Source organism: Synechococcus sp. CBW1004 (assembly GCF_015840715.1).
In the GTDB taxonomy this organism is placed as follows: Bacteria; Cyanobacteriota; Cyanobacteriia; order PCC-6307; family Cyanobiaceae; genus Cyanobium.
Window position 1 is genome coordinate 1,536,309 of sequence record NZ_CP060397.1, and the last position, 19,874, is coordinate 1,556,182.

The following is a 19,874-nucleotide window of genomic DNA, read 5'->3' on the forward strand; positions in this document are numbered from 1 at the left end:
CTGCCGCCGCCGCAGGGCGCTACCTCCATCCAGCGCCAGCGGGGCGCCTCTTCACACGCCGGGTTCATGACGAAGGTTCTGGTTTCCGATCCCATCGATCAGACGGGGATCGACATCCTCTCCCAGGTGGCCCAGGTCGACGTGCGCACCGGGCTTTCGCCTGATGAGCTCAAGGCCTGCATCGGCGAGTACGACGGTCTGATGATCCGCTCCGGCACCCAGGTGACCGCCGACGTGATCGAAGCCGCCACGAAGCTGCGGATCATCGGCCGCGCGGGCGTCGGCGTCGACAACGTCGATGTGCCGGCCGCCACCCGCCGCGGTGTGCTCGTGGTCAACTCACCCGAGGGCAACACGATCGCCGCGGCCGAGCACGCCCTGGCGCTGATGCTGTCGCTGTCGCGCCACGTGCCCCACGCCCACGCCAGCACCATGGCCGGCGGCTGGGACCGCAAGACCTACGTCGGCAACGAGCTCTACAAGAAGGTGCTCGGCGTCGTCGGCCTCGGCAAGATCGGTTCCCACGTGGCCCGCGTCGCCCGCGCCATGGGCATGGATGTGGCCGCCTACGACCCGTTCGTCTCCCCGGAGCGTGCCCAGCAGATGCAGGTGCGGCTGCTGCCCCTGCCCCAGCTGTTCGCCGAGGCCGACTACATCACCCTGCACCTGCCCCGCACCCCGGACACCGAGAACCTGGTGAACGCGGAGCTGCTGCGCACGATGAAGCCCACAGCCCGCCTGGTGAACTGCGCCCGCGGCGGCATCGTCGACGAGGCAGCCCTGGCGGAGGCGGTGGAGAACGGCGTGATCGCCGGCGCCGCCCTCGACGTGTTCTCGAAGGAGCCCCTGGTGGCCGATTCGCCGCTGCGCACGGTGAAGGAGCGCCTGATCCTCACCCCCCACCTCGGAGCCTCCACCGAAGAGGCCCAGGAGAACGTGGCCATCGACGTGGCCGAGCAGATCCGCGACGTGCTGCTCGGCCTGCCGGCCCGCAGCGCCGTCAACATCCCCGGACTCAACGCCGAGCTGATGGAGCAGCTCAAGCCCCATCTGCAGCTGGCGGAAACCCTCGGGCAGCTGATCAGCCAGCTGGCGGGCGGCCCGATCAACGAGCTGGAGGTCCGCCTGCAGGGCGACTTCGCCGCCCATCCAGCCCAGCCCCTGGTGGTGGCCGCCCTGAAGGGCCTGCTCTCCACCGCCCTGGGGGACAGCATCAATTACGTCAATGCCGGCATCGAGGCCAAGGAGCGCGGCATCCATGTGCTGGAGGTGCGCGACGACGCCAGCCGCGACTTCGCCGGCGGCTCTCTCCAGCTGGTCTGCAGCGGGACCAAAGGCAAGCACAGCGTCACCGGCGCGGTGTTCAGCGACGGTGAGCTGAGGATCACCACGATCGACGAGTTCCCGGTGAACGTGGCGCCGAGCCGCCACATGCTGTTCACCCGCCACCGGGACATGCCCGGCATCATCGGCCAGCTGGGCTCGGTGCTCGGCGAGCACAACGTCAACATCGCCTCGATGCAGGTGGGTCGGCGCATCGTGCGCGGTGACGCCGTGATGGTGCTCAGCCTCGACGACCCGATCCCGCCGGCCCTGCTGGCGACGATCCACCAGATCAACGGGATCCAGGAGGCCCACCCGGTCACCCTCTGACCAGAACAGGTCACTGGGCACCCTGGTGCTCCGCCCGGTGCGCGTGCTGCCACCTCCGTGCCATCGGGCCGATCTCCGGGATCCACCGGACACGTCGGTGCGAGCCACCCCGGGTCCCGGCCAGGCGGCGCATCGGTACAGCGCAGGCAGCTCCCTTCAGGCTGCCGCTGCCCCTGGATGCGCCCGCAGCCGGCGGGCACCGGCAACGCCCTGCCGCCCCTCTCCTCTTCTTCCCCCTCGCCGGCGGCGGCGCCGCCCCTCCCCCATGACTCTCGCCTGGTGGCGCCTCGAGCTGCTCTCCCTGCCGGAACTGGAGGAATCGCTGCTCTGGAAGCTGGGAGACCTCGGCATCCCACGGGTGGCGGTGCGGCACCGGCCGGAGTGCCCCGAGGAGCGCCAGCTGGTGGCCTGGCTGCCTCAGGCCGACTGGCCGGAGAGCGACCTGTCGCGCCTCCAGGCCGCCCTGGAGCCCCTGGCAGCCACCTTCGGCCTGCAACTGCCGCCCCTGAGCTGGCAGGCCCAGGACGATGAGGACTGGAGCCTCAGCTGGAAGCAGCACTGGCAGGCCGACCCGGTGGGCGAGCGACTGCTGGTGCTGCCCGCCTGGCTGCCCTGTCCGCCTGACCATGCGGACCGCCTGGTGATCCGCATCGACCCCGGCAGCGCCTTCGGCACCGGCAGTCACCCCACCACCCGCCTCTGCCTTGAAGGCCTGGAGCGGCTCGCGGCCGCGCCCGGCGGCCTGACGGGGCTGCGGGTGGCAGACCTCGGGTGCGGCAGCGGCCTTCTGGGCCTGGCGGCACTGCGGCTCGGCGCGGCCTCGGCCTGCGGCGCCGACACCGATTCGCTGGCGGTTCGCGCCACAACCGACAACGCGGCACTGAATGGGCTGCCCCTGCCGGTGCGGCAGGGCTCCGTGGAGGCGCTCGCGGAGCTGCTGGAGAACCGCCCGGCGGATCTGCTGCTGTGCAACATCCTGGCGCCGGTGATCGAGGCGCTCGCCCCTGACTTCGTGCGGCTCCTCGCCCCTTCCGGCGTGGGCCTGCTCAGTGGCCTGCTGGTGGATCAGGCGCCCACCCTGGCGCGGGCGCTGGCGGCGGCAGGCTGGCAGGCCGAACTCAGCGCCCAGCGCGATCCATGGGGACTGATGACGATCCGCAGGGGCTGACTTGTTGCATAAGGCACACTGATCTGTGCCCTCGGTTTGATTGGCCTTCCCGGGCCGGAGCCCTGAGAATCGTTGGAACGGCCCCTGTCGGATGTAGGACAGGCGAGTCCTGCAGGTCCCTGGAAACGGGGGTCCCTGTGAGCCCCAATCTCTTCCATGGCTTCCTACAAGGTCACCCTCATCAATGAGAGCGAAGGCCTCAACAAGACGATCGAGGTTCCTGACGACCAGTACATCCTCGACGCCGCCGAGGAGCAGGGCATTGATCTGCCCTATTCCTGCCGCGCCGGCGCCTGCTCCACCTGTGCCGGCAAGATCACCGCTGGCACCGTGGACCAGTCGGACCAGAGCTTCCTCGATGACGACCAGATCGAAGCCGGTTTCGTGCTGACCTGCGTCGCCTACCCCACCTCCGACTGCACCATCAAGACTCACGCCGAAGAGGAGCTCTACTGAGCCTCTTCCGCTGGGCCGCCCAGGGCCCTTCGGTCGATTTGTCCCTGTACCCTGTCTGCCCCTCGGGCCCAGGGCCATTTCTCTCCACGCCACCCCCCGGGGTGGCTTTTTGATGACCCACCAGGTGCACACCGTGCTGGCCTGCGGCAGCGAGCAGACCAGCCCCGGCGGTCAGTACAGCTATCGCATCCTCGGGCCCTGCTGCCGCCTGTTCGACCGTGAGGAGCTGCCCTGGCCCTGCTGCCGGCTGGCCTGGCGCAGCAAGGAGCCGAGCTGGCGACGCATCGGACGACGCTTCGTGCCCGACCTGGCCTCGCGCCGCTGCCCCTCCTACGCGGTCGAGCTGCTGCAGCCCGGCGCCCGTCCCACCCGCACCGTGATCACCCTGTTCCCCCAGCGCCTGGCGCCCGCCCTGCAGGAGTGGTGGTACAGCAAGCAGCCGGCCTCTCTCGATCCCGCCAACGCCCAACCGCCATCGCCCCCTGAGGCCGACTGAACCGCCAGCACGCCCAGCCGAGAGGCATGGGCTCAGGGCCAGGCGGCACCTGTGGGTCCATTCCACCCATCCCCCCAGAGAGGTCTGCACTCTCCTCTCAGGCCTGGGGGCGGGGCCCATCGCGGAGCTCCGGAGATCTGCCCCCGGCAGGTCTGCGACGGCCTGGAGGCCAAACCGCAGCCCGAAGCGCCTCCTCTCCAGGTGAACTGCAGGGTGCGGCACGGCGGCAACGTAGCCAGGCCCGCGACGAACTCTCGGAGGGGCACCGGAACACCCCCGGAGGCCGCCGTAACGGGACTGGGCAACGGCTCCATCGTTCCCGGCGAGAGCAGCGGCAATCCGCTCGCAGACCTGCCGCGGGGTGAAGGCGGTCGGCTGATCAGGGCGTGCTGCGAGACGCACCACGATCAGCGACAAAGTCAGACAAAAAAGCCCCCCTCTGAGAGGGGGGCCGCAGAGAGACGCTGCAGAGGTTGGTGCTATCAGAAGTAGATCTTGCCACCACCCCACTGCTGGCCCTGCACCTTGGGAGCCACCAGGATGTAGCCGGCCATCAGACGCAGATCCTCATCATCGAGATTGCGCATCTGCACGAACACGTCGCTGCTGCGCAGGCTGGGGTGCACATCGGCGATCGAATATTCACCGTCATAGGAGGTGGGATCCTTCAGGTAATCCACCAGGGCCGAGACGGAATCGCGGGGAGGGGTGGCCAGGGCCAGGGTTTCGGGGTCGAGGCCGACGTTCTGGTTGGTCTTGGTGATGCCGCCGGCGTGGCAGGTGCCGCAGCTGGTGTTGAACAGCTTGCGACCCGCCTTGATCTCCTGCTCGCTGAAGGTGACCAGCGCACCGTCGGGGCTGGCGGGCACGGTGAGCTGCTCGCTGGTCCACTGGGCGGCCTGGGCCGGTCCGGCGAAGCAGACCAGCCACGCCAGAGGCAGCACCAGCAGAGTCCGGACGGCGACGCGAAGGGCGGAGCGGAGGAAGGGGGCCATGGAGGAAGCCGGCGAAATGGCGGTGAGACCGCGACTGAGACCTTGTATCACGGCCAAAGGGCCCCACGGTGCGGAATCACGCGAACTGTTGCAGGCCCGGACGGCCCTTCAGGCAGCGCTGTCCGGTTCCTCCGGGAGCACATCGATGGCGAGAAAATCACGGGCCACGTCGGTGGCCGGGAAGATGGCGCGCGCCTCCGCCAGCAGATCATCGGGAGTGATGGGGTTCCCCGGCAGGTAGCGGGGACTGAGATGGGTGAGCATCAATCGCTTCGCCCCGGCCTCAAGAGCGGTCTGGGCCGCCATCGTGCTGGTGGAATGGCCGCGGGCGATCGCCAGCTCCGCCTCTCCGTGGCAGAAGGTGGACTCGTGGATCAGCAGGTCGGCGCCACGGGCCAGCTCCACCGCCGCCTCGGTGAACACGGTGTCGGTGCAGTAGACGACGCTGCAGCCGGGCCGCTCCGGCCCGCACAGGGCCTCACCACGAATGATGCGGCCATCCTCGAGGGTCACCGTGCGGCCGGCCTTGAGCTCCGCATAAACAGGCCCGGGCGGAATGCCGAGGGCGCGGGCCTGTTCGACATCGAAACGACCGGGGCGCGGTTTGCGCTCCACCCGGTAGCCGAAGGCCGGAACCCGGTGGGTGAGCGGGGCGCAGCGCACCAGCAGCTCGTCGTCCTCATGGATCGGCGCGCCGCTGCGGGCCGCCTCCTTCACCTTGTGGATCTGCAGGGGATAGCCGATGCGCGTGGAGGAACTGTGGAGCGCACCCTCGAGGAAGTTCCGCAGCGGATCCGGGCCGTACAGCGCCAGCCCCGGGCAGGTGCCTGCCAGGCCCAGGCTGGCCAGCAGACCCGGCAGGCCGAAGACATGGTCACCGTGCATGTGGGTGACGAAGATGCGGCGCAGCTGCGAGACGCGCAGCTCGCTGCGAAGGAACTGGTGCTGGGTGCCCTCGCCACAGTCGAACAGCCAAAGCTCCGAGCGCTGAGGCAGGCGCAGGGCCACCGCCGAGACGTTGCGCGCCCGGGTGGGAACGCCCGAGCTGGTGCCCAGAAAGGTGACCTGCACGCCCGCGGCGACGACTGGGCCGCATGCTGCCACGGCCCTGGGGCGCCGCCGGGATCCGGCATCGTGCGGCCGATCAGGGGGTGCGAGCGCTCCTTCCGGCCCCCTCCATCAGCCTGCCACCGTCAGAGCGGGAAGCGTCCCCACCCCGCCTGGCGCACCTCAGGCACGCTGGTCACAATGATGCGCCCCGGTCCCGATCGGCCGTGTCTCCTGCCCCGCGCCGCGTCCAGTCCTCCACGCTCCTGAGCGCCTTGATGGCGCCCCTGCTGCTGACCGGTGCCGCAGCGCCGGTGATCGCCCAGATGGGGCGCACGGGGCTCAAGGCCCTGCCGGCGGCACCGACGGGCGGACCGACGGTGCGGGTGCTGCTGGCGGCCGGTTCGAACTGGGCACTTCCGGCCCAGGCATTCCCACTGCGCCTGCTGGATAGCCGCGAGCAACCGCTGCGGCGTCTGTCTCCGGACGAACGCCTCCGCCTGACCACCAATGCGGCGGGCGTGGTGGCGGAGGTGGTGTCCCCGGACGGGGCAACCCGTCGCCTGCCGGTCCAGGCCGGCGGCCTGTGGCTGGAACCGCAGGCGGAGAAGGGGGAACAGTCCTTCCTCGCCTTCGGCAAGGAGCGCTATCGCGGCCGCGTGCAGATCCGCCTCAACCAGGCAGGCAGCCTGATGGCGATCAACCACCTGCCCCTGGAGACCTATCTGGCCAGCGTCGTGGGCAGTGAGATGCCCGCCAGCTGGCCGCAGGCGGCGCTGCAGGCCCAGGCGGTGGCGGCCCGCACCTATGCCCTCAGCCATCTCAAGCCAGCTGCGGCCTACGACGTCAAATCGACCGTCGCCAGCCAGGTCTACCGGGGCCTGGCGGCCGAGACCGACTCGACCCGCGCCGCCGTCGCCGCCACCACAGGGAAGGTGCTGATGCAGAACGGCAAGCTGATCCTGGCGGTGTTTCACAGCAGCAGCGGCGGCAGCACCGAGGACAGCGGCCAGGTGTGGAGCCGCCAGCTGCCCTATCTGGTGAGCGTGCCCGATTTCGACAAGGACTCGCCGGTGAGCCGCTGGAACCTGCGGCTTGAACCCGATCAGCTGCGCAGCCTGTTTCGCGAAACCGGGGGGGTGCGCCGCATCGATGTGCTGGCCACCAGCAACACCGGCCGCATCAGGCGGGCGCGGGTGATCGGCCCGGCCGGCTCCCTCGACCTGAGCGGGACCGAGCTCCGGCAGCGGCTGGGCCTGCGCAGCACCCTGGTCAGCTTCTCGCTGCAGCCGCTGGGCCCCGGCAATCAGACGGGCGTGATCGATCAGGCCGTGCGCGGATCCCTGAGCGCACCGGCCCTCAGCCGTGGCTGGAGCCAGCCGGCCGCCACGGCTGCCGCGGCCCCACGCCCTGCACCGCCCCCCTCCCGAACCGAGCCGCTGGTGGACTCCGCCACAGGCGCCGTGATCGGGGACGACGACGATGGGCCGGAAACCACCACCGCCGCTGCTCCCACGCCCCAGCCCGTGTTCCGGCTGCCGGCCGCTGCCACCCCCCCTGAACCCCGCTACGCCCTCCTGGTGGAAGGGCGCGGCTTCGGCCACGGCGTCGGCATGAGCCAATGGGGCGCCTACGCGATGGCCCAGCAGGGCCGCAGCTATGAGCAGATCCTGCGCCACTACTACCGTGGCGTCGAGCTGTTGTCCTATCCCAGCCCTTGAGCCCGGCCGCTGATCCTCCCGCAGCTCCCCAGACGAAGCAATCCGGCTGGACCTTGATCGAGCTCCCGGATGCGGCAAGCGTGAGCGAGCAGGTGGCAGCCCGGCTGCTGACGGAGCGGCGTTTCCGGCCCGAGCAGCCCCTCGGGCTGGCCACGGGCCGCACGATGGAGCCTGTCTACGCCTCCCTGGTGCGCCAGCTGGCCCTGCTGCCGGAGGCCGAGCAGGAACGTCTGCGGGAGCGCTGGCTGAGTTTCAACCTCGACGAGTACGTGGGGGTGCCGCCCGGCACTGCAGGCAGCTTCCGCCGCGTGATGCAGGAGCAGCTGGTGCGCCCGCTGGGACTGGATCCGGAGCGGGTGCGCCTGCCCGACGGCCTGGCCGCCGACCCCGACGCCGAGGCACGGCGCTATGGCGAAGAACTGGCGGCAGCCGGCGGCATCGGGCTGCAGCTGCTGGGTCTTGGGCTCAACGGGCACGTGGGCTTCAACGAGCCTCCCTGCGAGGCGGACGTGGCCTGCCGCTGCGTGCCGCTGTGCGCCACGACGCGGCAGGCCAATGCCTCAGGCTTCAGCGGCGACCCGGGGGCGGTGCCACGGCGAGCGATCACCCTGGGCCTGCGGGAGATCCTGGCGGCCCGCAGCATTCTGCTGGTGGTCACCGGCACCAGCAAGGCCGGAATCCTCAGGCGGCTGCTCTCGACCTCTCCCAGCCCGCAACTGCCGGCCAGCTGGCTGCGGCACCACCCGGATGTGACCGTGTTCGCGGACCCGGAGGCATTGGGGTAAGAGCCGGCGGCAGGCGGGGATCACGCCCTGCGGGATGCATCGCCGGCGGATGCCCCTGGAGCATGGGGATGCATCCGGCACAGGCTGGCCAGGCAAGGCTCTGCGACCTCCATGGCTGCCGACCCCAGTTTCAGCAACGACATCCCTCTGGACGGTGACAAGGCAGGCAAGCGTTGCCCCTTCACCCCATCACCGCCTCCATCAGCGCCTCATCCGCCTCCAGATTCGCCGTGACGCTGCGCACGTCATCGAGCTCCTCGAGCACATCGAGCATGCGCAGGCAGCTGCGCAGCAGCTCGGGATCCTCCAGGCGGCAGCTGGTGGAGGCGATCCAGCGGTGCTCCCACTCGCTGACGTTCAGGCCCTGGCGGCGCAGACCGTCCTGCAGGGCTTCCAGATCGGCATAGGCGCCGACCACCTCGGCGCCGGCCGGATCGAGGCTGTAGCTGAACACAGTCGGGCCGCCCTCCTCCTCCAGGGCCAGCAGCCGCTCCAGCAGGGCCTCCTCCTCAAGGCCCGGCTGTTCGATGCGCACCACCGAGCGCTGCTCGAACAGATAACTGACGCAGCCGGTCTCGCCGAGGTTGCCGCCGTGCTTGCTGAACGCCAGCCGGATCTCGGCAGCGCTGCGGTTGCGATTGTCAGTGAGGGCCTCCACCAGCACGGCCACGCCACCGGGGCCATAGCCCTCGTAGCGGACGGCCTCGAAACGATCGGCCTCCCCGCCCCCCTGACCGGAGCCCTTGGCGATCGCCCGATCGATGTTGGCGTTGGGCACACCGGCCGCCTTGGCCTTCTCGATCGCCGTGCGCAGCTGGAAGTTGCCGGCGGGATCGGCACCGCCCCGGGCCGCCACCATGATCTCGCGGCCCAGGCGGGTGAACACCGCACCGCGTCTGGCGTCGACAACGGCCTTGGTGCGCTTGATCTGAGCCCATTTGCTGTGGCCGGCCATCGGGAATCAGGACAAAAGCGAAAAGATCGTCACCAGCGTGAGATGGAGCCGGAGTGCCTGGATCACGCGGCCATCGGCTCGGCGAACAGCGGGCTCAGCCGGCGGGATCGAGCACCAGCCGGGGCTGGAGCTGACCGGCACCGTCACTGCGGGCCAGACCCGCCAGAGCCCCGTCGGGATCCAGGATCACCACCGCCTGCTCCGCAGCGGCGCCGGTGTCGTCCGGCAGACGGCGACCACAGCGCCAGGACGGCCATTCATCCTCGCGGAGCAGACGCTGCGGCAGGTGGCCGAGGACTTCGAGCGGATCCCGCAGCGGCGGGAGCGGCTGACCTTGCAGAGCCTCCAGCCCGCAGGCCTGGTCCAGACGGAAGCCGAGGGCAGCGGTGCGGCGCAGGCTGGCCAGGGCACCGCCGCAACCGAGGGTCTGACCGAGATCCCGGGCCAGGGAGCGGATGTAGGTGCCGGCGGAACAGTCGATGTGCAGCTCCAGCTGGCCCGTGGCCGGATCCCAGCCGAGCAGCTCGAGTGCCTCGATCGTCACCTGACGCTCCGCCAGCTCGAGCGCCTCGCCGCGGCGGGCGCGGACATGAGCCCGCTCGCCGTCGACATGCACGGCCGAGACCTGGGGTGGACGCTGCAGGATCTCGCCCCGGAACGGCCCCAGGGCCTGCTCGAGGCCGGCCGCATGGAGCCGAGGCACGTTCTGGCGCTCCAGGACCTCGCCCTGCAGATCGTCGCTGGCGGTGCGAACCCCCAGCTGGATCACCCCCCGGTAGCTCTTGCCGCCGCTGAGATAAGGCAGCAGGCGGGTGGCGGGCCCGAGCGCGATCGGCAGCACACCGGTGACCGCTGGATCGAGGGTGCCGCCGTGGCCAACCCGACGCAGGCCGTAGGCCCGCCGGACACGGCTGACGCAGTCGTGGGAGGTGAGCCCGGCGGGCTTATCCAGCACGAGAAAGCCAAATGGAGTGTCCCCCACGCCACGCGGAGCGGGCGCAGGGGACAGACCGGTGGACACCGTCATCGCCGACGACAACCGCCCGTCGTCAGGCGACGGCGATGTTGATGCGTTTGCGGTTGCGCAGGCCGCGCTTGATGCTCTCGAAGGTCACTACACCGTCGACCAGGGCGAACAGGGTGTCATCGGAGCCGCGACCCACATTCACCCCGGGGAGCACGGAGGTGCCGCGCTGACGGATCAGGATCGAACCGGCGCTGACGGTCTCGCCGCCGTAGCGCTTGACGCCAAGGCGCTTGGAGTTCGAATCGCGGCCATTACGGGTGGAGCCTGTGCCTTTCTTGTGGGCCATGGGAACGAAGGGGAAGGAGGGGAGGACGGGTCACCCCGGCGGGATGCTTCCAGAGGGCGCCCGGCGGAATGGCCCTGATGACGGCAGTCTGCCGATGCTCAGGGGTGGATTCAGGAAACGGCCTTGCCGTTCAGCTGGATCGACTGGACCATCACCCGGGTGAGCTCCTGGCGATGACCGTTCTTGCGGCGCGTCTTTTTCTTGGGGCGCATCTTGTACACGATCAGCTTGGGACCGCGGCGGTGAGCCATCACCTTCAGCTCGACGGTGGCGCCTTGAACGAAGGGCTGGCCAAGGGTGGTGCCCTTGGAATCCTTCACCAGCAGAACCGAGTCGAGGGTGACGGTTTCACCCTCCTCGGCATCCAGCCGGTCGAGATCGACATAGCGATTGGGCTGCAGCCAGAACTGCTGGCCGGAGGCGGCAACGATGGCGTAGGGGCCGGCAGCGGTGTCGGCGCTGGTGGCGGGAGAGGCGGTCATAGGCGCTGGGGCACGGCCAGGCTGGCGCTCGGAGAGTTGCGGTGTCGGCTCCAGGCAGGGCACCCGCCTGGAGCGTTTCGGCAAACCCGAACAGCCATTGCGCCTGGCGCGCGGCAATCGAAAGACAAACAAAGACTTTGCACGCGCAGCCTCACTTCCGTCAACATTCAGCCAGTCCCGGGGTCCCCCCCACCAGCCAGGCTCGATGCCCGAACCGGTCCTCCAGATCGCCAGCCTGATCCAGGATCCACGCCTGACGGAGGCCTGTGGTCAATGGCTGCGGGGAGGCCGCTATCTGCTCGTGCCGATCGCTCCGGATCAGGATCCGGTGGCGGCCCTCGACGGCCGCCGCGAGGACTTCGACGCCGTGCTGCTCGAGCAGGGCGCCCTGGCCCAGGAGGTCTACGCCGGTCTTCAGGAACGGGGTCTGCTGCTGCCGGCGGTGGTGATCGGTGAGGTCACAGGCCGCACGGAGTACCACGACGCCGAGGTGCATCTGCCGCCGGACCAGCTGGAGCAGCTCAGCTACAGCTTCGATGCGGCGCTCTCCCGCTTCCTGCGCCGCGGCCTGCAGGGGAGCGGCACCCCGGGGGCGTCCGGCGACCCGGAGGTCGCCGACCGCTGGAAGCTGGCCAACCGCCTGCAGGGCCGCCTCGGCTACCTGGGGGTGTACTACAAGCGGGACCCGTCCCGCTTTCTGCGCAACCTCGTTCCCGCTGAGCGGGACGATCTGGTGCGGTCGCTGACCCGCACCTATCGCGATCTGCTGCTGAGCTATTTCCGCGATCCGGCTGCGGCGAACCAGGCGCTGGAGAGCTTCGTCAACACAGCCTTCTTCATCGACCTGCAGGTCACCAGAATCGTCGAAATCCATGTGAACCTGATTGACGACTTTTCCAGCCAGCTGAAACTGGAGGGCCACAGGATCGAGTTCCTGCAGGACTACCGCCTCGCCCTGATCGATGTGATGGCGCATCTCTGTGAGATGTACCGCCGTTCGATCCCACCTGACCCTCCCATCAGTCCAGGCGACAGTCCACCTGCACGTTCGCCGGCGACCACGAACCTCTCGATCACGCACCCCGCCCCTCCCATCCACTCCAGCCCAGTCACCCGATCGACGCCCAAGGACACCTGAGATGGCCTACCGCAAGACCTACATCCTCAAGCTCTACGTGGCCGGCAACACGCCCAATTCGATGCGGGCGCTCAAGACCCTGCGCAACATCCTCGAAACCGAATTCCGGGGTGTCTACGCCCTCAAGGTGATCGATGTTCTCAAGAATCCCCAGCTCGCCGAGGAGGACAAGATCCTGGCCACCCCGACCCTGGCCAAGATCCTGCCGCCGCCGGTGCGGCGGATCATCGGCGACCTCTCCGACCGCGAACGGGTGCTGATCGGCCTCGACCTGCTCTACGGCGAACTGAGCGAGGAGGGCTTCGAATTCAACGAGCAGGACGAGGACTTCGACGCGACAGACGCGGGCGCCGGCAACGACCCGACAGGTGACAGCTCAGGTTCCTGAACCGTCTGCAGAGGCTGGTCTCTGCACCCCATGCCCCGCGAGCCTTCCCGCGAGCCTTCCCACGATCCTTTCCCTTCCCCGTTTCCCCCGCCCACCCCTTCGATGCAGGACTCCAGGCTCAGCAGCAGCGCACCGATGCAGGTGCAGAAGCTCCCGACCGGGATGGAGGGCTTCGACGACATCCTGCACGGCGGCCTGCCGATCGCCCGCTCGACCCTGATCAGCGGCACCTCCGGAACCGGCAAGACGGTGTTTTCGCTGAATTTTCTCTACAACGGCATCCGCGACTTCAACGAACCGGGGATCTTCGTCACCTTCGAGGAGTCGCCGCTCGACATCCTGCGCAACGCCGCCAGCTTCGGCTGGAATCTTCAGGAAATGGTGGAGCAGGACAAGCTGTTCATCCTCGATGCCTCACCGGACCCAGAAGGCCAGGATGTGGCCGGCAGCTTTGATCTGTCAGGCCTGATCGAGCGCATTAACTACGCCATCCGCAAGTACAAGGCTCGCCGGGTGGCGATCGATTCGATCACGGCTGTCTTTCAGCAATACGACGCGGTCTCAGTCGTGCGCCGCGAGATCTTCCGCCTGATCGCCAGGCTCAAGGAGATCGGCGTCACCACGGTGATGACAACCGAGCGCATCGATGAATACGGCCCGATCGCCCGTTACGGCGTCGAGGAGTTCGTCTCCGACAACGTCGTGATCCTGCGCAATGTTCTCGAGGGCGAGCGGCGCCGGCGCACGGTGGAAATCCTCAAGCTGCGCGGCACCACCCACATGAAGGGGGAATTCCCGTTCACGATGGGGGCCCATGGCGTCAGCATCTTCCCGCTGGGCGCCATGCGCCTCACCCAGCGTTCGTCGAACGTCCGGCTCAGCTCCGGCGTGCCGCGCCTGGACGCCATGTGCGGCGGCGGCTTCTTCAAGGATTCGATCATCCTGGCCACCGGTGCCACCGGCACCGGCAAGACGCTGCTGGTGTCGAAGTTTGTGGAGGATGCCTGCCGTAACAAGGAACGGGCGATTCTGTTCGCCTACGAGGAATCACGTGCCCAGCTGCTGCGCAATGCCACGAGCTGGGGCATCGATTTCGAGCAGATGGAGCAGGACGGCCTGCTCAAGATCATCTGCGCCTATCCGGAATCGACCGGCCTCGAAGATCACCTGCAGATCATCAAGACCGAGATCAGCCAGTTCAAGCCCTCACGCATGGCCATCGACTCGCTCTCGGCCCTGGCGCGGGGAGTGAGTCACAACGCCTTCCGACAGTTCGTGATCGGCGTTACGGGCTATGCCAAACAGGAGGAGATTGCCGGCTTCTTCACGAACACCTCCGAGGAGTTCATGGGCAGCCACTCGATCACCGATTCGCACATCTCCACCATCACCGACACCATCCTGCTGCTGCAGTACGTGGAAATCCGCGGCGAGATGGCCCGCGCCCTGAACGTGTTCAAGATGCGCGGCTCCTGGCACGACAAGGGCATCCGCGAGTTCGTGATCACCGGCAACGGCCCTGAGATCAAGGACTCCTTCTCGAATTTCGAGCGCATCATCAGCGGCGTGCCTCATCGCATCAGCGACGAACGCAGCGATCTGGCCCGCATCGTGCGCGGCGTCAGCAGCGAAGAGAACCTCTGAGGCGGGGACAGGCTGAAGCCGGGTGCTTCCAGGGGGGTACCGCCTGGCAGCCCCAGGGAGTCGAGCGGCGCTCCGGCGGACCGGCCCGAACGGGCGGTCAGCTCAGCCGATCGTCAGCAGATCGGCTGAGCTGACCTGAGCGGAGCGACTGCGTTGTTCCGCCTGCCAGCGCTCATCAGCCAGCCGCAGCTCGTCCTCGTCGGCCTGCTCCAGCGGCAGATCGAACCAGAAGGTGGTGCCCACCCCCGGTTCGCTGGCCATCCGGGCCGTGGTGCCGTGCTTCTCGAGGATGCCGCGCACGATCGAGAGCCCAAGGCCGGTGCCCACTTCCGTGTGGACCGCATTCTCGACGCGGTAAAAGCGCTCGAAGATGCGTTCCTGATCCGCCTCGGAAATGCCGCAGCCGGTGTCGGCGATCTCCACCCGCAGACGGGGCAGCGGCGCCGTGAGAGAACAGGTGGGGTTCTCGTCATTGGGGCAGGTGCCGGGATCCAGCTGACAGATGTCGGGCCACGGGTAGGCGCGCAGCACCAGCTGACTGCCCCGGCCGGAGAACTTCAGGGCGTTGCCCACGAGGTTGTCGAAGACCTGCAGCAGCAGATCCCAGTTGCCGCGCACCTGAGGCAGCTGTTCCTCGACGTCGAGGTGCAGCTGCACTCCCTTGTCCTCCGCGTTGAGGCGGTAGGTGCGCAGGGTCTGCTCCATCGCCGGCCGCAGATCCAGGGGCTCCATCGTCCAGATCCGGTCACTCTCCAGCCGGGAGAGATCGAGCACGTCGTTCACCAGGCGGGTCAGTCGATCGGTCTCGGCGTTCGCGATGCCGAGGAACTCCCGCTTCTCCGCCTCGCTGAGCTGGTCGCCCAGATCGTGGAGGGTCTCCACATAGCTCTTGATGTTGAACAGCGGCGTGCGCAGCTCATGCGAGACGTTGCTGATGAAGCGGCTCTGGGCGGCATTCAGCTCCACCTCGCGCGTCAGGTCCTGCACGGTCACGGCGATGCCCTTGAGCGTCTCTCCGCTGGCGTCACGCACCGACTGGAGGACGATGCGCAGGGTGCGAGGAGGCTCACCGCAGCTGCAGCGCACATCACTGCCATCGCGCTCGCCGCTGAGCAGGGTCTGGAGAACGGGCTGGAGCTCCTCGCTGAGGGCCTCCGGCAACTGATCGGCCAGGGGGGTTCCCTCCAGATTGCGCCCCTCCCAGCGGAACAGCCGCCGGGCGGTGGGGTTCACCAGCACGATGCAGCCGTCGGCATCGAGCAGCACCGCCCCGTCGGCCATCGTGGCGATCAGGGTCTGCTGCTTCACCTGAGCCGCCTGCAGCTCCTCGATGTTCGCCTCGTCGTAGGCCTCCAGCCGATCGGCCATGGTGTTGAACCCCTCCAGGAGCTCGCCGAGCTCACCCCCCACCGGCAGAGCGATGCGGGTCCCGAAGTCACCGCCGGCGATCTGGCGCACCCCCCGCAGCAGTTCCTTCACCGGCCGGGTGATCGTGAGGGCATTGAACACCGAGCCCAGGATCACAAGCACCCAGATCGAGATGAACACCGCCACGGTCACCTCACGGCTGAGGGCGGCACTGGCCAGCACCGTCTCATTCGGGTTGACGCCCAGCGCCACCACTCCGAGATAGCGGTCGCCGCTGAGCAGCGGCACGAAGACATCGGTGACCTGGCCGTCGGGCGTCAGGTGCTTGCGGATCAGCGGGTTGTCGGGCCGCCGCTGCAGGTCGGCCGGCAACTCCAGACGGCGGCTGAGCAGCTCCTCTCCACCATTGCCGCTCCCCCCCTGGCCCATCGGAATGCCGAGATAGATCACCCCCTCGGCGTCGGCGAACACGATGTAGCGGAGGCTGCGGCTGGAACGCCAGAAACGCTCCGCCACCGCCGCAAGCTCACGGTCGTCCCCCTGAGCCACCAGGGGCGTCACGTTGGCCGACAGCAGCAGACCCAGATCGCGGGCGTAACGGGTGTCGCTCTGCTGCACATCCCGCTGGATGCCGCTGAGGGCGACGAACGTGATGCCGGTCATCAGCAGGCTCACCACCAGGGTGGCCACCGCCAGCAGTTTGGTCTGCAGGCTGAACTCGGCCCACCAGCGCGCCAGGCGCCGGCGCCAGTCCAGCCAGGGGGCGGTGGCGGCACTCATGGCCGCATCCCCGGCGCAGGACGGCGGCGCACCTGGTGGCCGATGTCACGGCGGTAGGTGATCCCCTCGAAGCGCACCTGCGCCAGCCCCTCATAGGCCCGCTCGAAGGCGGTGTCGAAATCCGGCGCCTGAGCCACCATCGCCAGCACCCTGCCACCGGCGGTGCGGCAGACGCCCTCCTCATCCAGACGGGTGCCGGCATGGAACAGCTGCCGGTCGTCGCCGGACTCCAGGTCGATCTCGATCGCGTCGCCGCTGCGGGCGCTGAGGGGATAGCCCTCGGCGGCGGCGATCACGCAGGCGCTGCAGCCCGGCAGGGTCGTCAGCGGCGGGGCATCGCCCAGGCGTCCGCGGGCGCAGGCCAGCAGCACCTGCGCCAGCTCCGGCCCGAGCAGGGGCATCAGCGTCTCGCACTCCGGATCACCGAAGCGGCAGTTGAACTCGATCACCTTCAGGCCCGACTCGGTGAGCATCAGACCGGCGTAGATGACGCCGCGGTAGTCGATGCCCCGCGACTGCAGGGCCTGGAGGGTGGGCTCCAGCACAAGCCGACGTGCCTGCTCCAGCCCCTCGGCATCGAGCAGCGGCGCCGGCGCATAGGCACCCATGCCACCGGTGTTGGGTCCGGTGTCCCCCTCCCCGATGCGCTTGTGGTCCTGGGCCGGCGGCAGCAGCACCAGCTGGCGGCCGTCGCACAGGGCGAACACCGAGACCTCCGGACCGCTGAGCATCTCCTCCAGCACCAGCGAGGCACCGGCCTCGCCGAAGCGGCCGGCGAACACCTCGGTGATCGCGGCCCGGGCCTCCTCCATCGTCTCCGCGACGGTCACCCCCTTGCCCGCCGCCAGGCCATCGGCCTTCACCACCAGCGGCCTGCCATGGGCCTCCAGGGCCGTCAGGGCCTGCTCCTCGCTGGAGGCGCTCCAGTGCTCGGCGGTGGGGACACCGGCCTCGCGCATCAGCTGCTTGGCCCAGCTCTTGCTCGCCTCCAGGCGGGCACCGTCGCGACCCGGACCGAACACCGGCAGACCGGCCGCCCGCAGCGCGTCGGCCAGACCGGCGGCCAGAGGGGCCTCGGGTCCGATCACAACCAGCTCGATGGCGAGACGCGCACAGGCCTCTGTCAGCCCCTCCGCATCGCTCTCCGCCAGGGGCAGCCGTTCGGCCCCGGGGATGGCCGTGCTGCCGCCGTTGCCGGGCGCGATCCACACCCGCTCCACACCCGGGCAGCGGGCCAGAGCCCAGGCGAGCGCATTCTCGCGGCCGCCACCTCCGACCACCAGGATCCGCGCCGGGCCGGAGGCAGGGGAGGGGGAGGCGTTCATGGGCGGGTCAGAGGCGGCGCGGACAGCGGGGGACGGCAACGGCTGCAGCCCCGGCGACGGCACCGCCGGTAAGTTGAGCGACGTGCCGTCAACCCTGCCATTGTCCGTGACCGGCTCGAACGTCGCGATGCCGCCGGCACGGCGCAGGTCTTCGCGGGCCCTCCTGCCGCTTGGAGCCACCTTCCTGGCCACCTGGCTTCTGCCGGCCGCCGGGACTGTCGCGCCGGCTGCCGAGCGGCAACCCTCCGGCGCGGCCCTGACCGCGTCATCCGCACCGGCGATCAGCCCCTCCCGGTCAGCCGAGGGTCCTGCTCAACCGCCAACCCCTGCGGGGCCTCAGGAGCCTGGCAGCCTGACTCCGGACGCTTCTGGCGCCGTGCCTCCCCCGCTCATCAGCGAACCGGAATTCCAGGAGCTGCTGCGCACAGCCGGCCTGGACCGACTCAATGTGCTCTGCCGCCAACTCGTCGATGCCGGCGATGACATCCGACTGCGGCAGCTCCGGGAGCGCCTGCTGACGATCCATCCGGCTCCGCAGCCGCTGGCGGTGGTGCTCGCCAACGCCGAGGTGATGCTCAGCTGCCGCATGCCCGACGGCGCCCTGACCGTGCTCGATCGCATCGGACCGGCCCGCGGCGCCGAACGGGTGCAGTGGCTGACCCTGCAGTGGCGGGCAGCCAACGCCGCCCTGGATCACCGCCGGGCGGCCCTCGCCCTGGAGCGCCTGGCAGCGGAACGCCCCGCACGGCTGGAGACCCTGCTGCTGCCTCTCCAGCAGCGAACCGACGGCAGCTGGGCCACTCGCTCAGCCCTGGAGGTGCTCGCCTCCCATCTCGAATCGGCCGGCCAGACCTCCGAGGCGGCCGGCCTGCTGCTGCTCTCCCGCAACAAGGACGCCCCCGCGGCGGAGCGGCTGGCCCAGGCTGCGCGCCTGCTGGCCGGCCTGCCGCCTGAGCAGCGTGAGCCGCTGTTCGAGCGGGCACTCGAGCAGGCGGCGGCGGCAGGCTCCTGGGGCCTGGTGGGCGAACTGCTCGCTGCGCAGGCCTCGCTGCCGTCCAGCCCCGAAACGGCGGCCCGCACGGCGGAACGGCGTCTCCGCCTCAGCCGCCGCCTCGATGACGCCTACGGCGAATGGGGCGCCCTGCGGGATGCCGCCGACCCGGCCAGCGCCGAACGGCGCCAGGCGCTCCGAGGGCAGCTGCGCTCGCCCCGCAGCCCGGGGGGACATGCCGAAGGCCTGCCGGCACCGGCGCCGCTGCCACCTCTGTATTCCGGCCGTCCCGGCCGATCGGGGAACGCGCGCACCGGCGCACCTCCCGCTACCGCCCCGACCCCGGGACCAGCGCCCCTCCCCTCATCCGGCCTCCCCGTTCCTTCCCAGCCATGACCGCTCTTTCCATCGGCGCGCTGCTCCATGAGGGCAAGGCGAAACGGGTCCACGCCACCGACCGCCCCGACGTGGCGGCGGTGGAATACAAGGACGACGCCACGGCCTTCAACGCCCTCAAGAAGGCAAGCCTGCCCGGCAAGGGAGCGCTCAACTGCCGCATCTCAGCCCTGCTGTTCGAGCATCTGGCCGGCCGGGGCGTGCCCACCCATTTCCTGGGCGTGCTCGACGAGCTCTGGATGGTGGTCCGACCGGTGCGGGTGATCCCGGTGGAGGTGGTGGTGCGCAACATCGCCGCCGGCTCGCTCTGTCGCCAGCTGCCGCTCGAAGCCGGCACGCCCCTCGATCCGCCCCTGATCGACCTCTATTACAAGGACGACGCCCTGGGGGATCCGCTGCTGAGCGAAGCGAGGCTGGAGCGCCTCGAGCTGGTGAGCGCCGAGCAGCTGGCCACCATGCGCGATCTGGCCCTGACGGTGAACCGAGAACTGCGCGAGCTGTTCGCCGCGGTGGGGCTTGAGCTGGTGGATTTCAAGATCGAACTCGGCTTCGATGCCGAGGGGCGCATCCTGCTGGCCGACGAGATCAGCCCCGACACCTGCCGCCTGTGGGACCGGGCCACGGCGGATCAGCAGGAGCGGATCCTGGACAAGGACCGCTTCCGCCAGGACCTCGGAGGCGTCATCGAGGCCTACGGGGAGGTCCTCAAACGGGTCCAAGGGGTCTGCCCGCCGCCCCGGGTCTACGGGTAAGGTCGGCGCACCTTGCGGCGC

At 69.3% G+C, this 19,874-nt stretch carries 19 protein-coding genes; 11 read left to right on the top strand and 8 right to left on the bottom strand.

Annotation, left to right across the window (positions count from 1 at the left end; translation table 11 throughout):
- Nucleotides 1–66: 66 nt before the first annotated feature.
- The 4 genes from serA to H8F25_RS07475 all read left to right on the top strand — a co-directional run bounded on the left by serA (nt 67) and on the right by H8F25_RS07475 (nt 3,773).
- A complete protein-coding gene (serA, locus tag H8F25_RS07460; RefSeq protein ID WP_197212898.1) occupies nt 67–1,653 on the top strand; it encodes a phosphoglycerate dehydrogenase in 1,587 nt (528 codons plus the stop codon).
- Between the two features lie 265 nt (nt 1,654–1,918).
- Complete coding sequence (prmA, locus tag H8F25_RS07465; protein ID WP_197212899.1) at nt 1,919–2,821, top strand: 50S ribosomal protein L11 methyltransferase; 903 nt, start codon at nt 1,919–1,921, stop codon at nt 2,819–2,821.
- A gap of 156 nt (nt 2,822–2,977) precedes the next feature.
- Nucleotides 2,978–3,277 carry a ferredoxin gene (locus tag H8F25_RS07470; protein ID WP_007101676.1) on the top strand — a complete coding sequence of 100 codons (300 nt, stop codon included), beginning with the start codon at nt 2,978–2,980 and terminating at the stop codon, nt 3,275–3,277.
- 112 nt (nt 3,278–3,389) lie between these two features.
- On the top strand, nt 3,390–3,773 hold the full coding sequence (locus H8F25_RS07475) for a hypothetical protein (protein ID WP_197212900.1): 384 nt from the start codon (nt 3,390–3,392) through the stop codon (nt 3,771–3,773).
- Nucleotides 3,774–4,255: 482 nt separating this feature from the next.
- Here the strand turns inward: H8F25_RS07475 and psbV are convergent, their stop codons facing one another.
- Nucleotides 4,256–4,768, bottom strand: coding sequence for a photosystem II cytochrome c-550 (gene psbV, locus H8F25_RS07480; protein WP_197212902.1), 513 nt, complete (start codon nt 4,766–4,768; stop codon nt 4,256–4,258).
- A 108-nt stretch (nt 4,769–4,876) separates the two neighbouring features.
- Nucleotides 4,877–5,839, bottom strand: coding sequence for a ribonuclease Z (gene rnz, locus H8F25_RS07485; protein ID WP_197212904.1), 963 nt, complete (start codon nt 5,837–5,839; stop codon nt 4,877–4,879).
- A 203-nt stretch (nt 5,840–6,042) separates the two neighbouring features.
- Here rnz and H8F25_RS07490 point away from each other — a divergent pair, with 203 nt between their 5' ends.
- On the top strand, nt 6,043–7,536 hold the full coding sequence (locus H8F25_RS07490; protein ID WP_231597250.1) for a SpoIID/LytB domain-containing protein: 1,494 nt from the start codon (nt 6,043–6,045) through the stop codon (nt 7,534–7,536).
- Nucleotides 7,537–7,589: 53 nt separating this feature from the next.
- On the top strand, nt 7,590–8,321 hold the full coding sequence (locus H8F25_RS07495; RefSeq protein WP_197212906.1) for a glucosamine-6-phosphate deaminase: 732 nt from the start codon (nt 7,590–7,592) through the stop codon (nt 8,319–8,321).
- Between the two features lie 181 nt (nt 8,322–8,502).
- Here H8F25_RS07495 and H8F25_RS07500 read toward each other — a convergent pair whose 3' ends face one another.
- From H8F25_RS07500 to rplU, 4 genes are all read right to left on the bottom strand, one after another.
- On the bottom strand, nt 8,503–9,276 hold the full coding sequence (locus H8F25_RS07500; protein ID WP_197212907.1) for a YebC/PmpR family DNA-binding transcriptional regulator: 774 nt from the start codon (nt 9,274–9,276) through the stop codon (nt 8,503–8,505).
- A 94-nt stretch (nt 9,277–9,370) separates the two neighbouring features.
- A complete protein-coding gene (truB, locus tag H8F25_RS07505) occupies nt 9,371–10,303 on the bottom strand; it encodes a tRNA pseudouridine(55) synthase TruB (RefSeq protein ID WP_197212909.1) in 933 nt (310 codons plus the stop codon).
- Nucleotides 10,304–10,325: 22 nt separating this feature from the next.
- Entirely contained in the window at nt 10,326–10,589 is a 264-nt protein-coding gene (gene rpmA / locus H8F25_RS07510; protein ID WP_197212910.1) for a 50S ribosomal protein L27, read from the bottom strand.
- 110 nt (nt 10,590–10,699) lie between these two features.
- A complete protein-coding gene (rplU, locus tag H8F25_RS07515) occupies nt 10,700–11,071 on the bottom strand; it encodes a 50S ribosomal protein L21 (RefSeq protein ID WP_197212912.1) in 372 nt (123 codons plus the stop codon).
- Nucleotides 11,072–11,276: 205 nt separating this feature from the next.
- On the opposite strand from rplU, the gene H8F25_RS07520 reads away from it, so the two are divergent.
- The 3 genes from H8F25_RS07520 (at nt 11,277) to kaiC (ending at nt 14,241) form a co-directional block, all read left to right on the top strand.
- Entirely contained in the window at nt 11,277–12,209 is a 933-nt protein-coding gene (locus H8F25_RS07520; RefSeq protein ID WP_197212914.1) for a circadian clock protein KaiA, read from the top strand.
- Nucleotide 12,210: 1 nt separating this feature from the next.
- A complete protein-coding gene (gene kaiB, locus H8F25_RS07525) occupies nt 12,211–12,597 on the top strand; it encodes a circadian clock protein KaiB (RefSeq protein WP_231597251.1) in 387 nt (128 codons plus the stop codon).
- Nucleotides 12,598–12,699: 102 nt separating this feature from the next.
- Nucleotides 12,700–14,241, top strand: a complete 1,542-nt coding sequence (gene kaiC / locus H8F25_RS07530) for a circadian clock protein KaiC (protein WP_231597252.1) — start codon at nt 12,700–12,702, stop codon at nt 14,239–14,241.
- A gap of 102 nt (nt 14,242–14,343) precedes the next feature.
- Here kaiC and H8F25_RS07535 read toward each other — a convergent pair whose 3' ends face one another.
- Nucleotides 14,344–16,389 (bottom strand): ATP-binding protein, encoded by a 2,046-nt coding sequence (locus H8F25_RS07535; RefSeq protein ID WP_197212916.1) that lies wholly within the window; start codon nt 16,387–16,389, stop codon nt 14,344–14,346.
- Complete coding sequence (purD, locus tag H8F25_RS07540; protein WP_197212918.1) at nt 16,386–17,714, bottom strand: phosphoribosylamine--glycine ligase; 1,329 nt, start codon at nt 17,712–17,714, stop codon at nt 16,386–16,388. Before purD ends, H8F25_RS07535 begins: the two co-directional genes overlap by 4 nt.
- A 376-nt stretch (nt 17,715–18,090) precedes the next feature.
- Between purD and H8F25_RS07545 the strand changes: the two genes are divergently transcribed.
- Together H8F25_RS07545 and purC are read left to right on the top strand one after the other, a co-directional pair.
- Complete coding sequence (locus H8F25_RS07545) at nt 18,091–19,101, top strand: hypothetical protein (protein ID WP_197212920.1); 1,011 nt, start codon at nt 18,091–18,093, stop codon at nt 19,099–19,101.
- On the top strand, nt 19,098–19,853 hold the full coding sequence (gene purC / locus H8F25_RS07550) for a phosphoribosylaminoimidazolesuccinocarboxamide synthase (RefSeq protein WP_197212921.1): 756 nt from the start codon (nt 19,098–19,100) through the stop codon (nt 19,851–19,853). Before H8F25_RS07545 ends, purC begins: the two co-directional genes overlap by 4 nt.
- Nucleotides 19,854–19,874 lie beyond the last annotated feature (21 nt).

Bases quoted from the DNA above. Each gene is read 5' to 3' on its own strand.
- psbV (WP_197212902.1), bottom strand. From the start codon at position 4,768: ATGGCCCCCTTCCTCCGCTCCGCCCTTCGCGTCGCCGTCCGGACTCTG.
- serA (WP_197212898.1), top strand. From the start codon at position 67: ATGACGAAGGTTCTGGTTTCCGATCCCATCGATCAGACGGGGATCGAC.
- H8F25_RS07470 (WP_007101676.1), top strand. From the start codon at position 2,978: ATGGCTTCCTACAAGGTCACCCTCATCAATGAGAGCGAAGGCCTCAAC.
- kaiB (WP_231597251.1), top strand. From the start codon at position 12,211: ATGGCCTACCGCAAGACCTACATCCTCAAGCTCTACGTGGCCGGCAAC.
- purD (WP_197212918.1), bottom strand. From the start codon at position 17,714: ATGAACGCCTCCCCCTCCCCTGCCTCCGGCCCGGCGCGGATCCTGGTG.
- H8F25_RS07475 (WP_197212900.1), top strand. From the start codon at position 3,390: ATGACCCACCAGGTGCACACCGTGCTGGCCTGCGGCAGCGAGCAGACC.
- kaiC (WP_231597252.1), top strand. From the start codon at position 12,700: ATGCAGGACTCCAGGCTCAGCAGCAGCGCACCGATGCAGGTGCAGAAG.
- H8F25_RS07520 (WP_197212914.1), top strand. From the start codon at position 11,277: ATGCCCGAACCGGTCCTCCAGATCGCCAGCCTGATCCAGGATCCACGC.
- purC (WP_197212921.1), top strand. From the start codon at position 19,098: ATGACCGCTCTTTCCATCGGCGCGCTGCTCCATGAGGGCAAGGCGAAA.
- truB (WP_197212909.1), bottom strand. From the start codon at position 10,303: ATGACGGTGTCCACCGGTCTGTCCCCTGCGCCCGCTCCGCGTGGCGTG.
- rpmA (WP_197212910.1), bottom strand. From the start codon at position 10,589: ATGGCCCACAAGAAAGGCACAGGCTCCACCCGTAATGGCCGCGATTCG.
- H8F25_RS07535 (WP_197212916.1), bottom strand. From the start codon at position 16,389: ATGAGTGCCGCCACCGCCCCCTGGCTGGACTGGCGCCGGCGCCTGGCG.
- H8F25_RS07500 (WP_197212907.1), bottom strand. From the start codon at position 9,276: ATGGCCGGCCACAGCAAATGGGCTCAGATCAAGCGCACCAAGGCCGTT.
- rplU (WP_197212912.1), bottom strand. From the start codon at position 11,071: ATGACCGCCTCTCCCGCCACCAGCGCCGACACCGCTGCCGGCCCCTAC.
- prmA (WP_197212899.1), top strand. From the start codon at position 1,919: ATGACTCTCGCCTGGTGGCGCCTCGAGCTGCTCTCCCTGCCGGAACTG.